General features: G+C 68.9%; 19 protein-coding genes and 1 tRNA gene. 11 read left to right on the top strand and 9 right to left on the bottom strand.

Features of this window, described 5'->3' with window-relative positions; genetic code table 11:
- A partial coding sequence (locus VLJ82_RS19360; protein WP_408665000.1) for a UPF0182 family protein occupies positions 1-1,652 on the top strand: 1,652 nt, incomplete at its 5' end.
- A gap of 62 nt (positions 1,653-1,714) precedes the next feature.
- On the opposite strand, the gene VLJ82_RS19355 is transcribed toward VLJ82_RS19360, so the two are convergent.
- Together VLJ82_RS19355 and VLJ82_RS19350 are read right to left on the bottom strand one after the other, a co-directional pair.
- Positions 1,715-2,008: a UBP-type zinc finger domain-containing protein gene (locus VLJ82_RS19355; protein ID WP_408664999.1), complete on the bottom strand. Its 294-nt coding sequence runs from the start codon at positions 2,006-2,008 to the stop codon at positions 1,715-1,717.
- 16 nt (positions 2,009-2,024) lie between these two features.
- Positions 2,025-2,960, bottom strand: a complete 936-nt coding sequence (locus tag VLJ82_RS19350) for a DUF5996 family protein (protein ID WP_408664998.1) — start codon at positions 2,958-2,960, stop codon at positions 2,025-2,027.
- 44 nt (positions 2,961-3,004) lie between these two features.
- On the opposite strand from VLJ82_RS19350, the gene VLJ82_RS19345 reads away from it, so the two are divergent.
- Both VLJ82_RS19345 and VLJ82_RS19340 read left to right on the top strand, forming a co-directional pair.
- Entirely contained in the window at positions 3,005-3,388 is a 384-nt protein-coding gene (locus VLJ82_RS19345; protein WP_408664997.1) for a hypothetical protein, read from the top strand.
- Positions 3,389-3,446: 58 nt separating this feature from the next.
- Positions 3,447-3,523: transfer RNA gene (locus VLJ82_RS19340), tRNA-Met, on the top strand.
- Between the two features lie 94 nt (positions 3,524-3,617).
- Here VLJ82_RS19340 and VLJ82_RS19335 read toward each other — a convergent pair.
- Both VLJ82_RS19335 and VLJ82_RS19330 read right to left on the bottom strand, forming a co-directional pair.
- Positions 3,618-4,442: a peptidoglycan-binding protein gene (locus VLJ82_RS19335; RefSeq protein WP_408664996.1), complete on the bottom strand. Its 825-nt coding sequence runs from the start codon at positions 4,440-4,442 to the stop codon at positions 3,618-3,620.
- A 790-nt stretch (positions 4,443-5,232) separates the two neighbouring features.
- Positions 5,233-5,616: a MarR family winged helix-turn-helix transcriptional regulator gene (locus VLJ82_RS19330; RefSeq protein ID WP_408665003.1), complete on the bottom strand. Its 384-nt coding sequence runs from the start codon at positions 5,614-5,616 to the stop codon at positions 5,233-5,235.
- Between the two features lie 179 nt (positions 5,617-5,795).
- On the opposite strand from VLJ82_RS19330, the gene VLJ82_RS19325 reads away from it, so the two are divergent.
- The 6 genes from VLJ82_RS19325 to VLJ82_RS19300 all read left to right on the top strand — a co-directional run bounded on the left by VLJ82_RS19325 (position 5,796) and on the right by VLJ82_RS19300 (position 11,959).
- Positions 5,796-6,437 (top strand): maleylpyruvate isomerase family mycothiol-dependent enzyme, encoded by a 642-nt coding sequence (locus tag VLJ82_RS19325; protein WP_408664995.1) that lies wholly within the window; start codon positions 5,796-5,798, stop codon positions 6,435-6,437.
- 343 nt (positions 6,438-6,780) lie between these two features.
- A complete protein-coding gene (locus VLJ82_RS19320) occupies positions 6,781-7,953 on the top strand; it encodes a DUF4157 domain-containing protein (protein ID WP_408664994.1) in 1,173 nt (390 codons plus the stop codon).
- Positions 7,954-8,314: 361 nt separating this feature from the next.
- Complete coding sequence (locus VLJ82_RS19315; RefSeq protein WP_408664993.1) at positions 8,315-9,343, top strand: hypothetical protein; 1,029 nt, start codon at positions 8,315-8,317, stop codon at positions 9,341-9,343.
- Complete coding sequence (locus tag VLJ82_RS19310) at positions 9,336-10,148, top strand: hypothetical protein (protein WP_408664992.1); 813 nt, start codon at positions 9,336-9,338, stop codon at positions 10,146-10,148. The genes VLJ82_RS19315 and VLJ82_RS19310 overlap by 8 nt, the downstream gene beginning before the upstream one ends.
- Before the next feature lie 214 nt (positions 10,149-10,362).
- Positions 10,363-10,725: a YciI family protein gene (locus tag VLJ82_RS19305; RefSeq protein ID WP_408664991.1), complete on the top strand. Its 363-nt coding sequence runs from the start codon at positions 10,363-10,365 to the stop codon at positions 10,723-10,725.
- Between the two features lie 25 nt (positions 10,726-10,750).
- Complete coding sequence (locus VLJ82_RS19300; protein ID WP_408664990.1) at positions 10,751-11,959, top strand: RNA polymerase sigma factor; 1,209 nt, start codon at positions 10,751-10,753, stop codon at positions 11,957-11,959.
- Positions 11,960-11,974: 15 nt separating this feature from the next.
- On the opposite strand, the gene VLJ82_RS19295 is transcribed toward VLJ82_RS19300, so the two are convergent.
- From VLJ82_RS19295 to VLJ82_RS19275, 5 genes are all read right to left on the bottom strand, one after another.
- Entirely contained in the window at positions 11,975-12,250 is a 276-nt protein-coding gene (locus VLJ82_RS19295; RefSeq protein ID WP_408664989.1) for a hypothetical protein, read from the bottom strand.
- A complete protein-coding gene (locus VLJ82_RS19290) occupies positions 12,247-12,402 on the bottom strand; it encodes a hypothetical protein (RefSeq protein ID WP_408664988.1) in 156 nt (51 codons plus the stop codon). The genes VLJ82_RS19295 and VLJ82_RS19290 overlap by 4 nt, the downstream gene beginning before the upstream one ends.
- A gap of 143 nt (positions 12,403-12,545) precedes the next feature.
- Complete coding sequence (locus VLJ82_RS19285) at positions 12,546-15,065, bottom strand: hypothetical protein (protein WP_408664987.1); 2,520 nt, start codon at positions 15,063-15,065, stop codon at positions 12,546-12,548.
- Positions 15,066-15,121: 56 nt separating this feature from the next.
- Entirely contained in the window at positions 15,122-15,391 is a 270-nt protein-coding gene (locus VLJ82_RS19280; protein WP_408664986.1) for a hypothetical protein, read from the bottom strand.
- Positions 15,388-15,582, bottom strand: coding sequence for an ABC transporter permease (locus VLJ82_RS19275; RefSeq protein WP_408664985.1), 195 nt, complete (start codon positions 15,580-15,582; stop codon positions 15,388-15,390). Before VLJ82_RS19275 ends, VLJ82_RS19280 begins: the two co-directional genes overlap by 4 nt.
- 881 nt (positions 15,583-16,463) lie before the next feature.
- Between VLJ82_RS19275 and VLJ82_RS19270 the strand changes: the two genes are divergently transcribed.
- Both VLJ82_RS19270 and VLJ82_RS19265 read left to right on the top strand, forming a co-directional pair.
- A complete protein-coding gene (locus VLJ82_RS19270; protein WP_408664984.1) occupies positions 16,464-16,880 on the top strand; it encodes a GNAT family N-acetyltransferase in 417 nt (138 codons plus the stop codon).
- Between the two features lie 271 nt (positions 16,881-17,151).
- A complete protein-coding gene (locus VLJ82_RS19265) occupies positions 17,152-18,168 on the top strand; it encodes a PucR family transcriptional regulator (RefSeq protein ID WP_408664983.1) in 1,017 nt (338 codons plus the stop codon).
- Positions 18,169-18,207 lie beyond the last annotated feature (39 nt).

Below are 18,207 nucleotides of genomic sequence, written 5' to 3'. Positions count from 1 at the left end.
TCAACGCGCACACCTTCTACACCCACGGCTACGGCTTCGCGGCGGCCGCGGCCAGCAGCGACGTGACCAACACCAAGGAGTTCACCGAGGGCGACATCCCGCCGCAGGGGCCGCTGGACCTGTCCACGCCGCAGGTGTACTTCGGCGAGTTGCTGCCCAACTACTCCATCGTGGGAGCCGCGGGCACGCCGCGGGAGTACGACGGCGCGGACGTCAAGACCACCTACGCCGGCACCGGCGGGGTGTCGCTGTCGAACCCGTTCAACCGGCTGGCGTTCGGCATGAAGTACCGCGAGACGAACTTCCTGCTCAACGACGCGGCCAGCGCCAAGGGCGCCAAGATCATCTTCGACCGCAACCCGCGGCAGCGGGTGGAGAAGATCGCGCCATTCCTGACCGTCGACGGCGACCCGTACCCGGCGGTGATCGACGGCCGGGTCCAGTGGATCGTCGACGCGTACACCACCATCGCGAACTACCCCTACTCCGAGCGGCAGAGCCTGTCGGACCTGACCACCGACTCGCTCACCGCCACCAACCGGACGGTCCAGCAGGCCGACAACCAGATCAACTACATCCGCAACTCGGTCAAGGCCACCGTGGACGCCTTCTCGGGCAAGGTGACGCTCTACGAGTGGGACGACGACCCGGTCCTGCGCAGCTGGATGAAGGTGTTCCCGAACATCATCCAGCCGAAGGCTTCGATGCCGGACAGCGTGCGGGCCCACGTCCGCTACCCGCAGGACCTGTTCGAGGTGCAGCGCAAGGCGCTCGAGCAGTACCACGTGGACAACCCGCGGGACTTCTACAACGTGGCCGACAAGTGGACGGTGCCCAACGACCCGTACCTGGACTCGGCGGTGGCCCAGCCGCCGTACTACGTGCTGGCCAGCGCCCCGGGCAGCCACGGCGGCCAGCCGCAGTTCCAGCTGACCACCCCGATGAAGGTCAACAACAGCACCAACCTGGCCGCCTTCATCACCGTCAACAGCGATCCCGGACCGGACTACGGCAAGATGACGGTGCTCCGGGTGCCCAGCAGCACCGTCATCCAGGGCCCGGAGCAGCTGGCCAACACCTTCAGCTCCAACGCCACCATCTCCAAGGACATCTCGCTGCTGGACTCCGGCGGCTCCCAGGTGATCCACGGCAACCTGCTCACACTGCCGATCGGCAACTCCTTCCTCTACGTCGAGCCGCTGTACGTGCAGGCCTCCGGCTCCACCGGCTACCCGATCCTGCAGCGGGTGCTGGTGGCCTACGGGGACCGGATCGGCTATGCCGCCAACCTGAAGGAGGCGCTGGCCAACCTGAGCCGGCCCCCGGTCGGCATCTCGTTGATCGACGGCAGTTCCGGCGCGCAGACCGGCAGTCCCAGCCCGTCCACGTCGCCGCCGGCCTCGTCCTCGCCCACCGCCGAGCCGAGCAGCCCACCGGTGACCGGCACCCAGGCGCAGCTGCTGCAGCAGCTCAACACCGCGCTGACCGAGCTGCAGGCCGCCTACCGCAGCGGTGACTTCGCCGCCATCGGGAAGGCCCAGGCGAGGGTGCAGGAGCTGACCAACGCCTATCTGCGCGCCGGGTCGAGCGCACCCGGGACGTCCACGCCGAAGCCGTCGGTCAGCCCGTCCCCGTCGTCCTCGCCGAAATAGCGGGCTCGGCGGGGGGTTTGCGCGATTGCGGGCTCACAGCGCGGCCGGCGACGGAACGGCGGTCAGGGGTGTGAGGGACTGGGCCCGGCGCCGTCGATCTCCATGAAGAGGGCGTCCGGGTAGCACCACCACCAGTCCTCGCCCGGCTCGAACGAGCGGATCAGCGGGTGACCGGTTTCGGCATTGTGCCGCGTCGCGTGCCGGTTCGGCGAGTTGTCACAGCAACCGACGTGTCCGCACTGCATGCACAGCCGCAGGTGCACCCAGCGGCCGCCGATACGAAGGCAGTCCTCGCAGCCGTCGCTGGACGGAGTCACGTCGGCCACCGTGTCGAGGTGGCTGCACGTTTGGGGCATCGGGTGCGTCCCTCCGTCAGGTGATCGGGGGCAGAACGCCCTGGGCGCTCGCGGCCAGTGTGGGGTCCCAGCCGCATGCCGCGCAAGCATGCGCCAGGAACGACCGGCCGAACTCCACAACGGCAGCTCCCGGATCATCGGCGGCGACATCGGCCCACTCGAACAGGAACTCGCCGAGGTCGGAATCCCAGCGCACGGGAGCCGGCGCGACCGCTGCGGCGCTCAGCGAGGGCGGTGCGGGGGTGGCGTAGGCGAAGAACGCCGGGCGGGGAAATCGGGTGTCACCCGGCCACCATCCGATCTCGATGTGCTGGGCGTTCATCGCGTTCCGGAAGATGAAGTCCTCCGACGGTGGCTCGGCGGGCTGTCCGGAGTAGATGCTGATCGAGAGATCGAAACTGCCCCACCACGCATTGACTCCGCTGACGCGTCCTCGGTAGGGCGCGCGCAGTGCGTTGAGCGCGAGGCTCGCGCGGGTGGCTGCCGCGAAGTACGCCGTCACGGCCTGTTCGTCGTAGGTAGCGTGCTCGCTGTCCTGGTCAAGCGCCACGGTCCAGGGAACCTCCTGTGGCCGGGTGTTGATGGGCACCGGTCCCACCATCGCCGCGACGGCACCGAGGAGGTCGACGGTCACCTCCCCGACTGACCGGTGCGCGGTGAGCGGAACGGAGCTCGTTCGTCCATCGCTGTGCTCGACCACCGCCAGGTGACCGCGCAGGTCCAGCAGGACGACGATCGCGCCCGAACCGTCCGGTGCGGGCAGCGGTCGGGTCTCCCAGCCGCGCGCGGTGAGCCGTAACGCGGCGTGCATCAGCTGAGGCTCGGGCGGAGCCAGGGCCACGGCAAGCTTGCCCAGCGTCTGGGTGTGGGCGTGCAGGGTGTCGCAGGTCGCGCTCCACGCGTCGTAGCCGGGCAGCTCCGGCCACGGCGGCGGGTGGCTGGCACCTGTCATGCAGGGACCTCCCATACGGAATGCCGGATGTGCCAAGGTAGGCCATGGCCTCCTACTCGCTCAACCAGGCTGCCGTGGAGCACGCCCGGCAGCTGATCGACCGGCGGCAGTACGTGCTGGACAGCGACTGGGGCGAGGTGCAACCGAATGCCGCCGCCCAGAACGACTACCTCGCCAAGCACAGCTGGGACGAGTACGCCGTCTGGCACCTCGGGCTGACCGAGGGCGCCAACGACGAGACCAAGGCACGCTACGCCTTCGTCTACGGCGACTTCCGCCGGGTGCACCGGACCGGGCTGATCGCCTGCGTGTACCGGGCCTCGGAGTGGCGGCACAAGGACGTCGAGCTTGCCGCGCACGATCTCTTGCAACGGTTGGATGCGCTCGCCGGGATAGTTCCGTCGGCCGGCTCCGCGGGCGGGAACTGACCCGGGGCTGACCCGATTTGGTGGCAGGTCGGGGGGCAGGTAAGGTGGTGCTTACCGACGCGGGGTGGAGCAGCTCGGTAGCTCGCTGGGCTCATAACCCAGAGGTCGCAGGTTCAAATCCTGTCCCCGCTACCAATAGTGGTTCGTTGGAGCCTGTGTCCTCTGGACACAGGCTCTTTCGGTTTTCTGGGGCTTGTGAGGTGCCGCGTTTATTGCGCTGCTGGCTTGCTTACGCGCTGTGATGCAGTCGATCCCAGTCGTCCTCCCAAATCTCGCCGAATCGGGTGGTTTGTGCGGCCCACTTTGCGTGTTGCCAACGAGCGACAGCGTCCCTGGTCGGCGTCTCGAACTTGCCGTCGGCCCAGTCGGACACAGGATCGTGCACACCCGGGACGTAGCCCAGTGAGATCAGGCGGCGCTGGATCCATTTCACGTGCGGGATTTCGTCCGGGAAAAACCCGCCGTGCGACTCGTCTGGACCAGTTATGAGTCCGAAGTAGTGGCCGGGCGGCAGCGGCCAACCTTCTCCATGGGCTACCGCCGAAGCCACCACCGAAGCATTTCGCCGCCCTTGGTACCGGAGATAGCACTTCCACGGAAAGTTGTAGTACTTCCTCACATTAGTTTCGGAGGTCGACTGGTCCCCGGGCTTCCCACCACTGATGCCCCCCACCTCATCCATCGAGGCCTGAGCGAGGACACCGGATCCCAGATACACGGCCGTATGACCGCCGTCGTTGAGCAGGATGTCCCCGGGCTGCGGGTGCCCGTCGTTCTCCACGACAACCCATCCATGCTTCGTGAGCTCCGAGCGCATGTTGCGGGTGGTGCTAGCGTTACCTGTCTGGAAGCCAGCTTTCCTCAGGCACAGGATAACGAACGACGAGCAGTCGACCGAGCCACCGTTCTTGAGGTTCCACCGATTGCTCTGGTCGTATCCAACACCCGGATTTGTGAGTTCCGCCCAGTAGCGCATTTGGTGAACGAGCTCCCGGGTGTCCCCGGTTTGGCCGGCCGGGCCAGGGGGCTTCTTACCCTGCGGCTGCGCCTTCATCGCGGCAGGTTTTCGTTCATGTCGTAACGTCCTCCAGTTTAGGGAGTCGACGGATCTACTCATAGAGCGGTGCGGCGGGTGTGGTTAGTTCGACGGCGAGTGCGTGGAGGAGAAGCTGCGGTCACTTCCGCTCAAGCCGACGAGGTCGGCGAGCAGTTGTCCGTACGCCAAGGGGGACCACCCCGGTACTACAGGTATTGCGTAGCCGCCAACCTCGACGCCGCACACGAAGCCCACTTCGAGCACGCCTGATCGGTAGCGATCTCAGCCGTCACTGACAACAGTCGGAGCAGCCGTTGCAGTGGCAACCAGGATGGGCGTGACCAACGCCCACTTTCAGCTACTCATCGGCGCCTCCGAGGGGCTCGATGAGCGAAGTAAAGCACAGGGATTGACGGTTGGGAACACATCCATCCCATGATCGCCCAAATGGGCATTGTGTTCGTCAAGGGAACAGCCTGCGTCCCTCACACCGTTCAGCGTGTCAGACAGCCGCCCCTTGCGCCGCTGAGTATCAGTAGCGAGCGCCAGCCGGTTTGACGTCGACTCCGTCAGCTCGCAGCACCTTCAGGACGGTGGCCTCACCGATCCCCAACTCGTCGGCTACTAGGCGGCTCGGCTCGCCAGCCTGGTAACGGCGGACAACCCCTGCCGGAGCGGGGATGTCACTCGCGTTCGCCGCCTCGGTTCGGGTGCGGCCGCCTCCACGTCGCGATCAGCCCGGACGCGAAAGCGTCCGGGCCCTCGATTTTGAGCATCGACACGGCGCAGATCGTCCCGTCGTCGTCCCTCACTGGTACGGGTCGGTGATCTCGCGCAGCCGGGTCAGCGCCTGGCGCAACTGAGCCCACTGTCGTTCGCCGAGGTGCGCCCGCCATTCGCCCTCGACCTCGGCGACGGCCGCCTCGGCGACCGGTTGTGCCGCGATACCCCGTTCGGCAATGCAGACCAGTCGGGCCCGGGCGTCCGAGGGGTCGGGCAGCCGCCGGACGTAGCCGGTTCGCTCCAGCTGGTCGACCAGGAAACTAGCCGTCTGCTTGGTCACCTGGGCTGCCTCGGCGAGCTCGGTGAGCCGGGTGCCGTTCGGGCCGATCCGCTGCATCACGCGTGCCTGCGCCGGCGTGAAGTCGTCGAAGCCGGCTGCGGCGAGCGCCCGGAACACCCGGGTTTCCATCGCCCGGTAGGGGATGAAGAGCAGCAGCCCGACATTGAGCTGATCAGCCCCCTCCTCGACGTCAGCGGACACGAAGCCTCCTTGACAGAAGTCAGATCATCGAACTAATTTAGTCAGAACATCGTACTACTTACCGTTCGACTCGGAGTGCGGCCATGGCTAGGTCTCCCAGGTCACGTATGAGCGAAGACGCCGTATGGGCGGTCATCGACCACGAGCGGCTCAGCCTGGCCGACCTGCTCGAGGACCTCTCGGCCGAGGAGTGGGTGCATCCGTCGCTGTGCTCGGGATGGCGGGTCTGCGATGTCGCCGCGCACCTCGCGCTCGCCCACACCGGTCCGGCCCGAGTGGCGCTGGGGATGGTCCAGGCGCGCGGCAACTTCGCCCGGATGATCGCCGACACCGCCCGCCGCCACGCCACCGGCTCACAGCGACAGGTGACCACCGAGATCCGCGCGATGGCCGGCTCGCGCAGGCGCGCAGCCGGGGTCAGCTACCTCGAGCCGCTGGTGGACGTCCTGGTGCACGGCCAGGACATCGCCGTTCCGCTCGGCCGGGCGCGCCCGATGCCGGTCGAGGCCGCGGCCACCGCCGCCACCCGGGTGTGGACGATGCCCTGGCCGCTGTCCACCGCCTTCCAGGCCCGGGCCAGGTTGTCCGGCCTGGAACTGGTCGCCACCGACATCGACTGGTCCGTCGGCGAGGGTGCGAGAGTCGAGGGCCCGATCGAGGCATTGCTGCTGTTGCTCACCGGGCGGATGGCCGGCCTCGGCAAGCTGTCCGGCACCGGCGTCGGACGGCTGAGCCCAGCCGGCCGCTGACCAGGAGGGCACCGCCGTCAGCCGGGAGCGACCAGTCCACGCTCCCGGCGGCCGCCGGCAAACTCGAGTGACGTCGTCGTGACATCACCGGCACTACAGTCCTTCGGTGCGACCGTTCATGGTGCGTAGGCCACTGCCATCGGCTGAGTCGTCGGCGCCGGTGCACCTTGCGGTAGGGGCCGCAGCGCTCGACGCAGAGGCGGATCGCGCGGGGGCGTCGGATCTTCGCGGCACCCGAGATCCCTCCCCGGGGGCGTCCCGCCAGGTGCCGCCCACGCCCGGAGCTGCGCTCCTGCCAGGCGTCGCCGACGAGCTCGCTGCCGAGCGTCGGAGCGGCCGGGCGATGCCTGCGGCTCTGCGCTCCAGGCACGAGGCGCGTCTCGGTCACGATTTCAGCCAGGTGCGTGTCCACGACAGCGAGCGGGCGGCACGCCTGAGCGCCGGGCTCGGCGCCGAGGCATTCACCGTCGGCAGGGACATCCTGCTCGGCGGCCCGCTCGGCTCGGCCGACCGGACCGGATTGCTGGCCCATGAGCTTGCGCACGTGGTCCAGCTCGACGGCCGCGACGGGCTCGTGCTGCGCCAGGCGCGTCCCGGTGCCGCGGCACCGCACGCGGTGTCCGCCGCCGATCGGCGGGACTTCGTCCAGTCGACGATCCACTTTCTCGAGAGCGCGAGTGACTACTACGCACAGGTGACCGCGGCGCCGCCCGTCGAGCGGGTCCTGCGACAGTGGCAGCAGATGGTGGAGGCCCAGGGTCGCATGGTCATCGACGACCTCGGTGCCGACCCGGCGCTGTACCAGGCCTTGCGGGGTGCCTACCTGCACGCGCTCAGCACGCTCATCGAGACGGCCGCCCGCTTGACCAACCGGCCGGCGGCGGCGCTCTTCGAACAGCACCGCTCGCTCATCCCGGAGTGGGCATTCCCCACCATGCGGGTCCCCGGGATAACGGCGGATGTGCCGACCGAGGCGCATGTCGACCGTCGCGGGCGCGCGTCGTTCACCGCCGGCGATGTGAACGTCATCGTGTTGCCCGACCGGCGGAACAACGCGGTCCGGGCGAAGACGACGATCCGGTTCTCCCCGTACCGGATCAGTTTCCGGACCCGCGGTGGGCAGGTCACGTCCTTCACGGGGCCTGGTCAACCGGTGGCCACGATTCGGACGACGTACGGCCGCGGGCTCCGCCCCGACGTGCCATCGGCGTATGGGCGCGGAACCACGGCTGAAGATGTCGCGGCAGGCACGACCACGTTGGGCTTCCACGAGGGCAGCCACGCCCGCGACTTCCTTCGATTCTTCCGCGAGAGACCCTATCCGCAGTTCACCGGCACGGTCGGTATGCCGGTCCGCGAGTTCAGGCAGGCTATGGCCGACTACGCCCGCGAGGTCGGTCAGTACGCCGCTGACCTGAACGCAGCGTCGCTGCACGGGACAGACTGCGTGGGTACCACGATCGACCAGCACGACGCGCAGCGCGGCGTGCGCGTCCGCGTGCAGTGCGCGCCCTGACCGGGTTACCCGGGGACAGCCCGGCTGGGCGATGCCCCACACGCGGGCGCCCGTGACGTCGAAGCGTTCCTCGGCCGGCGTATCCGACTGCCGACAGAACCGTGTGGACTCAGGCCGTGAGCCTGATAAGCAAAGTCAGGCAGGGGTGACGATGCCGGTGCGAGCCGCCAGGGCTGATTCAGGAAAGCCTGCAGTTTCACCGGCAGCGGAGTAACCGCATTTACCGAACGGGCTGCTAGGATGTTCTAGTAAGTACCCTATTCCGCTGCCAGCGGAATACCTAACATATCCGAACGGTAGTGGATTTTTGCCCGCAAACGATGCACTTACGGCTGCTGAGGTGGGGCGTCGCGTCGCCACTATGGTGCGTGATCGTCTGCCGGCGAGCTGGCAGGTAACCGAAAGATTTGAGCCGGGGAAGGGTTCGTTGCGCCCTGACCTCGAGATCGAGATCGAGACGCCAGACCGACGCCTCGCGCGACTGATGATCGAAGTCAAGCCGGTGATCGAGCGTCGTGACGTCGCGGGCATCGGTGACCGAGCGCGAAGCATGACGACGAGCCCGGAAGATGTTCCGGTGGTAGCAGCGCGGTACCTCTCGGCATCGGTGCGCCAAGCGCTCGCCGACGGCGGACTTTCCTACGTGGACGCGACGGGGAACATGCGCATCGTCGTCGACTCGCCGGCAATCTTCCTATCGGAACGGGGGGAGGACCGCGACCCGTGGCGAAGGGGTCGTCCACGCGGAACGCTCAAGGGAGAGCCGGCAGCCCGGGTGACTCGGGCGTTGCTGGATCACCGCCGGGATTGGCGTGTGCGCGAGTTGATCGCGACTTCGGGTGCTTCGAGTGGGGCGACCTACCGGGTGCTGGAGTACCTCCAGCGCGAAGATCTCATCGCCAAGAGCGATGAGCGCTACCGGGCGACAGATTGGGAGCGGCTGCTTCGCCAGTGGAGCGCTGATGCCGCATTCCAGACGACGACTCGAATCATGGCGTTCATCGAGCCCCGTGGCGTTGACCGCTTCTTGGCCAAGCTCGCCGAGGCGCCGAGGCTTCCCGCGGCTGTGACAGGTTCGGTTGCCGCGAAGGAATGGGCCGGCTACGCGCCGGCCAAGGCTGCCTACGTGTACGTTTCGTCGATCCAAGAGGCCGCAGAACAGTGGGGGCTCAGGGCCAACGCAGCCGCGCCGAATGTCATCCTGCTGGAGCCTGCGACCGTGGGTGACGTCCCCTTCCGGAACACGGTTACCTCTGGATCGGGATACCCCGTTGCCGCACCGGCACAGGTAGCGGCTGACTTGCTCAACGGGCCCGGTCGCGAGCCGGCCGAAGGCGAGTACTTGATCGAGTGGATGAAATCCAACGAGGAGCAGTGGCGTCGTGACTGATCCAGTAGTCATGGCCAGAACGGGTTTACTCGACGCCCTCGAGGCATTGGAAGCCCACCTGGATGCGCTTGTCATTGTGGGCGCGCAGGCGATCTACCCGCACACCGGCTCGGCCGAGGTCGCCCTTGCCGAGTACACCACCGACGGGGATGTCGCCGTGGACCCGGCCTTGTTGGGCAGCGATCCGCTGGTTGAGCAAGCCATGCGCGCCTCCGGGTTCACTCCCGATCCGCGGCCCAGTGCGATCGGTTCTTGGATCTCATCTCGCGGTGTGCCGGTCGACTTGATGGTGCCCGAAGCCTTCGCCGGCCCAGGACGCCGTGGCGTGCGGGTGCCGCCGCACGACCCGAAGGCCATGCGCCGGACGCGTGGCATCGAAGCGGCCTTGGTGGACAAGTCGAAGATGGTCATTCGCGCGCGAGCCGTCGCCGACGACGTGCGCGAGTTCGAGGTCTCAGTGGCCGGCCCAGCTGCTCTGTTGGTGGCCAAGTTGCACAAGCTTCGCGACCGGATCGGGAATCCGTCGAGGCTGGACAACAAGGATGCACATGACGTCTACCGCTTGTTGCGAGCCGTCGACACGGAAGCGATCCGGGCGGCCACTGGCCGCCTGCTGCTCCAGGAAGCCAGCGCCGAGGTGACTCGTGAAGCGCTCGTTGTCCTCGAGGAGTTGTTCGCGCGGAACTCCGGCGCGCGCGGATCAGTGATGGCTGGCGCTGCCGAGGAGCTGGTTGGCGACCCAGCGGCGGTTGCCGAGAGCGTGACGCTGCTGGCACAGGATCTGCTCGAAGCCTTGGACTCGTGAATGGCGGATTCGCCCGTCGGAGCGCCGAAGTCGTCGAGGTCGGCGCCGGCCATTCCGGCGACCACTGCATGAGAGCTCGATCGATGTCGCGTTCGAAGCGACTCCGGAGCCCGAACGAAGACTTTCTGTGGCAGGTTGTCGTATTGAGCAGTTGCCGTTCGTGGGAGAGGTAGCAGGCGGTCACCGGGATCGCCCCGAACGAGGAGAAGCGGACATGACGCACTACCTGTTGAGCGTGCACGGCCCCGCCGAGCGCAACGAGTACGGCAACTACGGCTCCCAGGAGGAGATGGAGGCGGCGTTCGCCGCCACCGGCGCCTTCAACGACAAGCTCAAGGCCGACGGCTACTGGGTCTTCGCCGGTGGGCTGCAGCCGGCGGCGACCGCCACCGTCGTCGACGGCCAGGGCGAAACGCCGGTGATGACCGACGGCCCCTACCTCGAGACCAAGGAGGCCATCGGAGGCTTCTGGGTCATCGACGCGCCCGACCTCGACGTGGCGCTCAAGCTGGCGGCCGAGGGATCCAAGGCGTGCCGGGGCAAGGTCGAGGTCCGTCCGTTCGACGGCCTCGCCTGAGCCTGCCCGAACGGCTGATCGATCGATGCAGGGCCAGCCGGCTGTCGAGCGGGTCTTCCGCGAGGAGTACGGACGCCTGATCGCCTCGCTCGTCCGCCGCTTCGGCGACATCGACATCGCCGAGGAGGCGGCGGGCGAGGCCCTGGTGGCCGCACTGGAGAAGTGGCCGGAGTCCGGCGTGCCTGCCAACCCTGGGGGCTGGCTCACCACTACCGCGGGCAACCGCGCGATCGACCGGATCCGCCGCGAGAAGCAGCGCGACGCCAAGCACCAGGCGGCACTCATGTCCTACGACGACACCCCTCACGAGCCCGTCGGGCCCGTCGAGGACGACCGGTTGCGGCTGGTCTTCACCTGCTGCCACCCGGCGCTGCAGCCGGAGGCCCGGATCGCGCTGACGCTGCGCCTGCTCGGCGGGCTGACCGTGGCCGAGATCGCCCAGGCGTTCCTGGTGCCCGAGGCCACCATGGCGCAGCGGATCACCCGGGCGAAGAAGAAGATCGCGGCGGCGAAGGTGCCCTACCGGGTGCCGGAGGCCGCCGACCTGCCCGAACGGCTCGGCGGCGTGCTGGCGGTGCTGTTCCTGGTCTTCAACGAGGGCTACCTGGCCAGCGGCGGCGGCGACCCGGTGCGCGCCGAGCTCACCGGCGAGGCCATCCGACTGGCCCGGGTGCTGCGCCACCTGCTCCCCGGCGAGCCGGAGGTGACCGGCCTGCTCGCCCTGCTGCTGCTCACCGAGGCGCGGCGGGTGGCCCGGGTCCGGGACGGGCAACTGGTCCCGCTCGGCGAGCAGGACCGGGCCGGCTGGGACCGCGAGCTGATCGCCGAGGGGCACGGCCTGGTCCGCGAGTGCCTCGCCATCAACCGGCCCGGCCGCTACCAGATCCTCGCCGCGATCAACGCCGTGCACACCGACGCGGCCACCGCGGCGGACACCGACTGGTCGCAGGTGGTCGCGCTGTACGACCAGTTGACCCGGCTCGACCCGTCGCCGGTGGTCGCGCTCAACCGCGCGGTCGCGGTCGCCGAGCTGGACGGCCCGCAGGTCGCCCTCACCCTCGTCGACCGGCTGCCCCTTGCCGGGTACCACGCCTGGCACGCCGCCCGCGCCGACTTCCTGCGCAGGCTCGGCCGGACCGCCGAGGCGAAGCAGGCCTATGACGCCGCCGTCGATGCCACCCAGAACTCCGCCGAGCGGGCCTACCTGAGCAGGAAGCGCGGCGAGCTGGTCTGAGCAGCGGCGGTAGGGCTACTGGCCGCCGGTCGGTGCCGCTCCGGCCGAATGCCCGTGCGACTGCTCGTGCGCCGCGGCCGACGTCGCGACGAAGCGGGCCGGGGCGCCGATGCCGTCCCCGCCGCCGCCCGGTGCCGGCGCCGGACCCGCGTTCGTGGCGCCGCGCTCGGCCGCCTGGGCCAGCAGCTCGGCGGACGGCTCGGCCGGCGCCGGGCCGGTACCGGTCGAGGTGGACACCGCCGGCGCCGGGCCGGCGTCGGTGACTCCCGGTTCCTCGGCGGCCGCGGTCATGGCGACATCACCGCGAACCGGCCCTCGAAGGTGATGCTCGCCGAGGATCTGTTGGTCACCGTGATCCAGTACGTGCAGTTGTTGGCGTCCGCCCGCTGGACGGCCACCGACCAGTCCAGTTCGGGAACGGTGCCCACGCTCGTCGGCATCATGTACCAGACGACATGCCAGCTCGCGGGCCAGTTGAAGGTGAACCACCGGTTACTCGCGCCGGCAGCCAGGCTGCCCGTCCATTGGGTTCCGGTCCACATGTCAAGGGCCTTCTTCCTCTTCCGTGTCGATGTCGGGCGGGTGGTCAGTACCGGCTGAGAATGCCGAAGCGGCCCTCGAAGGTGACCGGGCTGCCGGTGAGGTTGGTGACCGAGATCCAGTAGGTCACGAATTCGGCCGAGGCGCGCTGGACCTGCACCGACCACTGGACCTGTGCGGCACTTCCGGCGGTCGTCGGCATCACCGTCCAGACCACATGCCAGGTCGCCGGCCAGTTGAAGGTGAACCAGCGCAAGGTCTGGTTCGCCGCCAGGCTTCCGGTCCACTGCGTGCCGCAGGCCGGCGCGGTCATCCACCCGTCGACCGGGATCTCCCAGGCACCGCGGTTGCGGGTGCCGGCGCGCAGCACCCGGGCGCTGGAATGGAAGACCAGATCGCCGATGTAGCAGTTGGGCAGGCTGTCGGCGAACGGGCTCCAGCTGACGCCGCCGTCCCAGGTCTGGTAGACGCCGAGGGAGGCCGAGACCCAGGCCCGGTTGCCGTTCCAGGGATCGACCTCGATGGCCGTGATCGGCAGGTTGGGGAGATTGCCGGTGCGGTCGGTGAACGTCGCCCCGCCGTCGTCGGAGCGGTAGACCCGACCGGCGCCGACCGGGGAATAGGTGAGCCAGATCCGGTTGGCATTGGACGGATCGACCTTGATGTCGCTCATCACGGCACTGCTGCGCGGGGTGGCCACCAGGGTCAATGCCGGCCACGAGGTGCCGTTCCAGGTGGTACGCAGCAGCCGTCCGTCGCCCAGGCCAACCAGGACGGTGTCGGCCGTGGGGATGTACATCGCGCTGCCGGAACCGGCACTGGGGTAGGCCAGCCGGGTCCAGTTCGCTCCACTGTCCCGCGAGAGGTACAAGGCGTTGCCGGCCATGCCGATGGTGGTGCCGTTCGTCGCACTGGCCTCGAACGGCGGGTAGAACGGCGAGCCCTCGTTGGCCGGAACCGGTGGTGGGATGTAGGTCCAGGAGCCCGGGTTCGCGCTGGTGGTCGAGCGTTCCGGGCTCATGCCGTAGTAGGTGTGGAAGCACACCGTCGGGTCGGCCCGGTTCACGGCGCAGTCCCCGCCGTCGCCGTCGGCCACGTGGTCCCACACCGGCGACCCCTGCCACCGCTCGGTGCCGTTGTCCTGGGTTCCGCCGAGCAGCCAGCGGGACGAGCCGATGCTGTGCGCCAGGTACTCGAACTCCGAGATCACCAGGCCGTTGTTGCGGTGCACCCAGTGGATGCCGCGGTCCGGCGACTGGTACAGCCCGCCGTCGCAGCCGACGTAGATCGTGTTGGGGTTTGCGTTCTCGAAGGCGATCGCGTGCTGGTCGGGATGGATCGAGTCGCCGCTCGCCTTGGTCGCGATGTCCGTCCAGGTCCAGCTGCCGGCGGCCAGGTCGCCACGGTGCACGCTGATCGCGCCGCAGTACACCTGGTTGGCATTGTCCGGCGACACGCCCAGGAACCAGTCGTACCAGGACTGGCCGGTGGCGACTCCCGGCGGCAGCGTCTGGCTCGTCCAGGTGCCGCCGGCGCGCCGCCAGAGGTAGGCCGTCGGAACGTTGTTCGTGACCGGATTCCCGCTGCCCCAGGCGTATCCGATGCTCGGGTCGCTCCGGGCGAGCGCGGTCGCCAGCCGGGTAAAGCCGGCGGGCGCGCCGGGCAGGGTCGCGGCGGTCCAGGTGTTGCCGTTGTCGGTGGAGCGGAATACGCCGTCGCTGCACGCCGCGAGCACCTCACCGTTGGCTGCGGTGATCGACACCGACCAGGTCGTGGCGCTCCTGCGACGGGTCCAGGTGGTCCCGCCGTCGGTGGATGTGTACAGGCCGCCCGTGGTGCCGGCGAACAGCCGGCTGCCGTTGCCCGGATCGACCTGCAGGTCGAAGAAGCCGCTGCCCACGAACGGTGCCGTGCACAGCGTCGTCCAGCTGGTTCCGCCGTCACTGGAACGCAGCACGCCTGCCCCGAGCCACCACCACCAGTTGCCCTCACCCAGTCCGCAGTAGGCGATCCGGGGATTGCTCGGGTCGAACGTCACCGCACCCACCGCCAGGCACGGCGCATAGTCCGAACGGGGCGCCCAACTCGCGCCACGGTCGAAGCTCTCCCACACCCCGCCGTTGGCGGCGCCGCACAGCAGGTGGGCGCCGTTGCCGGGATCGACCGCGATCGAGGAGACCCGTCCGGAGACGTTCACCCGGCTGGCGCCGTAGGTCTGCCCGTTCGGGATGGTGGTCGGGCCGAGCGAGCGCCACTGCGGTCCGGAGGTGGTGGGCGGACTGGTCCAGATGGCGGCGTCGATGCTTGCCTGGGCGATCTCCTCCGCGCGGCGCGAGGTGGTCTCCTCGTCGGCCGAGTACTCCGGCAGATCCGGCGGGATGGCCAGGAATTGCTCGGCACGCTCACGCCATTGTGCCCTGACGGGCTCGCCGATCGCGGTCTCGATGCTGGCCACCGCCGCGTCCTGCAATCCGGAGCTGACGAGCAGGTCGACCAGCCGGAGCAGCGCCTTGCCGCCGCTCGGGCGTTCTACGGGCTGTGGCTGGTCGGCCGTCAGGCCGGCCACGCCGGCAGCACCTTCGGTGGTGCGACGGTCAATGGCTTCGTCGGATGGTCCTCGCATCAGGCACTCTCCTCGCCGGACTCGCGTCCGTCCTGATCGCTGTGCTGCTCAATGTCCTCGTCCCGGTCGGCGTCGCCGGAGTCCGCATCGTCGGGACCGACCTCGTCGGAATCGGCGTCTTCTCCGGTGGCGCCGGAGGGCCGGCCAGGGTCATGGCCTTCGGGAATCTCCCCGAGATCGCGCATCAGCTGCTCTCGTAGCCGGTCCGCCGCGTGGCCACCCGGCCCGGATGGCGGGGGAGCGGGCGGTGGCTGCTGGTTCTCGCTCATGTCGAGGCAATCGCACGGCGCCACCGGGTACCGGCGACCGCGCCGGAGACCAGGCTGATGGCGCCGAGAATGGCGACCAGCCCCCACTCGACCGCGCCGCTGTGCCGGTCAGGATCGAATCCGGTGACCTCGAGCCAGTCGCGGGTGACGAGGGTGAGGACGGTCAGGAATCCGCTGAGTAGTGCGGTCACGGTGGAAATCCAGGGACGGGCCATAGCTGCCTCCAAGCCGAATCAGCTGTAGGACGTTGCCCAGTTGGAATTGAACGCAAAGTTGGCGTAGGCACCCCAACTGGAGTCGGCTGGGGCAGTGCCCGGTAGAAGGTGCCGCCGGAGGAGACCACAATGCAGTGGAGCCTCGTGAAGAAGTAACCGGCCGCTGTCGCTTTTATAGACCCCCGCGCCGTTCGGGTAACCGAATATATCTCACTACCTGCATGTGGTGGCGCTCAGGAACGTGCCACTACCGGTACAGCCGCCACCCGAGACAACGCCCGCCGTCGGTTGCGACGACCGGTAGGTTGAGCTGTCATTCCCTTGACGAGAAACGGGAAAGCCGAACGTGCCGAGGCCGAGCGTGGGAAGGAGTTGCCCCACGAGTCGTCATACTTCGTATCGGCGGCGGCCTCGTCAAGCAACGTAGACGTCGATGTCGTCCACTGCGAGAGATATCCCGGCCCCACGTGACCGGCGGCCGACATTGGGCATTCAAGGGTTGCGATGGCGAGCCGAGATAATTTCGCACAGGAATTCCCCTCCCAGGCCTTTACTAGGACGGTGCCGGTGGGTGGAGGTAAGCTTTTCCTGAACGGCCTGTGGGTTAGGCCGTGATCCTAGCAGGCTGGGTATTCTTTGTCTTCTGGCAAAAGCATCTATTCCTCGTGACGAAATCGACTCGCGGGGCCGAATGCGGCGTAGCCACAGTCGATAGGACGTGAGTGCGAACCAGCTTCGGAAACTGCCGGAGCGCATTCACCTATCGTCCAGGTGCGGCCGGCTCGTCCAGTCAGCTCGGCCGGGTTCCGCGCAGCCAGCGATCCAGCCGGCGGACGCACGGCGAGCGAGGAGGACGGATGCTGCGGCACCTTTCCGGCGGCTACCAGCTCGACGACGATCCCGGACGGCTCGACCGCGAGGCCGTGGTGCGGTTCCTGACCACCGAGGCCTACTGGCACCGCTGGCGCAGCCCCGACGACATCCTCCGCCAGATCGACTCGGCCTGGCGCTGCGTCGGGCTCTACGCACCGGACGGCGCCCAGGTCGGCTTCGCCCGGGTGGTCTCCGACGGGGTGGCACTGGGGTACCTGGCCGACGTCTACGTGCTGGCCGAGCACCGGGGCAGGGGACTCGGGCTCACGATCGTCCGCGAGGTGGTGGACAGCCAGCCGGCCTGGCGGTGGATGCTGCACACCGCGGACGCCCATGCGCTCTACGCCAAGCTCGGCTTCCAGCCGGCGCCGGACACCTACCTGGAACGCCGCCGGCCGTAGCTGACCCCGTATCCGGCACAAGTTGAGGGGCCCGCGTCCGGTCGGACACGGGCCCCTCAACTTCACGGGCGCGGGCGGTCAACTCCGGCCCCTCTGCTAGCTTTCGGGCCCCCATCGACCCGCTGTCAGCAGTTGACTACCGACAGCGGACGAATCCCCTGGCTAGCGCTGAATCCTATAAATCGACGCATTCAGTCGGCTTCGGCGCCGTGGCGGAAGATCCGGGTAGGGTTTCCTACATTTGTCGAAGCAGCGGCCCGGAGGAGGCGCGATGACGACCTCGGACGGCGTGCAGGAAGCCGTCGACCGGCTCGGTGCGACGCTCGGCCGGGCCGTCCTGGTCGAGGACCCGCGGCACCGGCCGCTGTGGTGGAGCCGGCAGGGCACGGTCGATGCCACCCGGATGCGCACCATCCTCGAACGCGAGGTCCATCCGGCGGCGATCGCCATGGTGGCCCGGCTCGGGCTGGCCCGGGCGACCGGGCCGGTCCGGGTGCCAGCGGTGCCCGAGGCGGAGATGCTGGCCCGCTGGTGCCTGCCGCTGCGGGGCGGCCGTGACCTGCTCGGTTACCTGTGGGTGCTGGACCCCGACCACACCGTCACCGAGGTGGACCTGCTCGTCGAGTGCGCCGACGTCGCGGCGGCTCACCTGGCCCGGCAGCGGTCGGCCGGTGACGGGCGCACCCACCGGCGGGCGGCGCTGCTCGCCCTGCTCGCCGCCGGCGAGGATCCGGACGCGGCCCGCGAGCTGATCCGGCTCGAGGCACTCGATCCGGCCAGCACCGTGGTGGTCACCGCCCCGCCGCACGGCCGGGGCTGGGAACTGCCCGGCCGGATGCGGGTGCACCTGGCCGGCTCCGGGACCGTCCGGGCGACCAGCGGGCCGCCGCTGCCGCTGGCCCAGCTGCACGTCGCCGTTCGCCGGGCCAGCGCCGTGCAGCGGGTGCTGCGGGCCGGCGGCACGCTTGCCCACCCGAGCTGGGACGCCCTGGGCGGCTGGCACCTGATCGTTGCCGCCCCGGACTCGCTCGCCGTCGCCGACGTCCACCCGGGGGCTCCGGCGCTGGCCGCGCTGGACCGCGGCGACCTGCTGCTGACCGCCCGGGCGCTGCTCGACGCGGGCGGCGACGTGACCCGCACCGCCGAGCGGTTGCACATCCACCGCACCACGCTCTACTACCGGATCGAGCGGATCGAGGCCGTCACCGGCGTGAACCTGAGGACCGGCGCGGACCGCGACGACCTGCACCTCGCCCTGCGGCTGGAGGCCTACCGCAACGCCGGCTGACCGCCTCCTGCCCACCGGTCGCGCCCGACCGACCTGTGA

It is taken from the genome of Jatrophihabitans sp., assembly GCF_035474675.1.
In the GTDB taxonomy this organism is placed as follows: domain Bacteria; phylum Actinomycetota; class Actinomycetes; order Mycobacteriales; family Jatrophihabitantaceae; genus Jatrophihabitans_A.
This window is presented reverse-complemented; position numbering and strand designations above follow the sequence as displayed.

Excerpts from the sequence above, each read along its gene's own strand:
- VLJ82_RS19315 (WP_408664993.1), top strand. The coding sequence starts at position 8,315 with ATGGTGCGTGATCGTCTGCCGGCGAGCTGGCAGGTAACCGAAAGATTT.
- VLJ82_RS19345 (WP_408664997.1), top strand. The coding sequence starts at position 3,005 with ATGGCCTCCTACTCGCTCAACCAGGCTGCCGTGGAGCACGCCCGGCAG.
- VLJ82_RS19270 (WP_408664984.1), top strand. The coding sequence starts at position 16,464 with ATGCTGCGGCACCTTTCCGGCGGCTACCAGCTCGACGACGATCCCGGA.
- VLJ82_RS19300 (WP_408664990.1), top strand. The coding sequence starts at position 10,751 with ATGCAGGGCCAGCCGGCTGTCGAGCGGGTCTTCCGCGAGGAGTACGGA.
- VLJ82_RS19350 (WP_408664998.1), bottom strand. The coding sequence starts at position 2,960 with ATGACAGGTGCCAGCCACCCGCCGCCGTGGCCGGAGCTGCCCGGCTAC.
- VLJ82_RS19320 (WP_408664994.1), top strand. The coding sequence starts at position 6,781 with ATGCCTGCGGCTCTGCGCTCCAGGCACGAGGCGCGTCTCGGTCACGAT.
- VLJ82_RS19290 (WP_408664988.1), bottom strand. The coding sequence starts at position 12,402 with ATGATGCCGACGAGCGTGGGCACCGTTCCCGAACTGGACTGGTCGGTG.
- VLJ82_RS19330 (WP_408665003.1), bottom strand. The coding sequence starts at position 5,616 with ATGGAAACCCGGGTGTTCCGGGCGCTCGCCGCAGCCGGCTTCGACGAC.
- VLJ82_RS19325 (WP_408664995.1), top strand. The coding sequence starts at position 5,796 with ATGAGCGAAGACGCCGTATGGGCGGTCATCGACCACGAGCGGCTCAGC.
- VLJ82_RS19265 (WP_408664983.1), top strand. The coding sequence starts at position 17,152 with ATGACGACCTCGGACGGCGTGCAGGAAGCCGTCGACCGGCTCGGTGCG.
- VLJ82_RS19335 (WP_408664996.1), bottom strand. The coding sequence starts at position 4,442 with ATGAAGGCGCAGCCGCAGGGTAAGAAGCCCCCTGGCCCGGCCGGCCAA.
- VLJ82_RS19355 (WP_408664999.1), bottom strand. The coding sequence starts at position 2,008 with ATGCCCCAAACGTGCAGCCACCTCGACACGGTGGCCGACGTGACTCCG.
- VLJ82_RS19305 (WP_408664991.1), top strand. The coding sequence starts at position 10,363 with ATGACGCACTACCTGTTGAGCGTGCACGGCCCCGCCGAGCGCAACGAG.
- VLJ82_RS19280 (WP_408664986.1), bottom strand. The coding sequence starts at position 15,391 with ATGAGCGAGAACCAGCAGCCACCGCCCGCTCCCCCGCCATCCGGGCCG.
- VLJ82_RS19295 (WP_408664989.1), bottom strand. The coding sequence starts at position 12,250 with ATGACCGCGGCCGCCGAGGAACCGGGAGTCACCGACGCCGGCCCGGCG.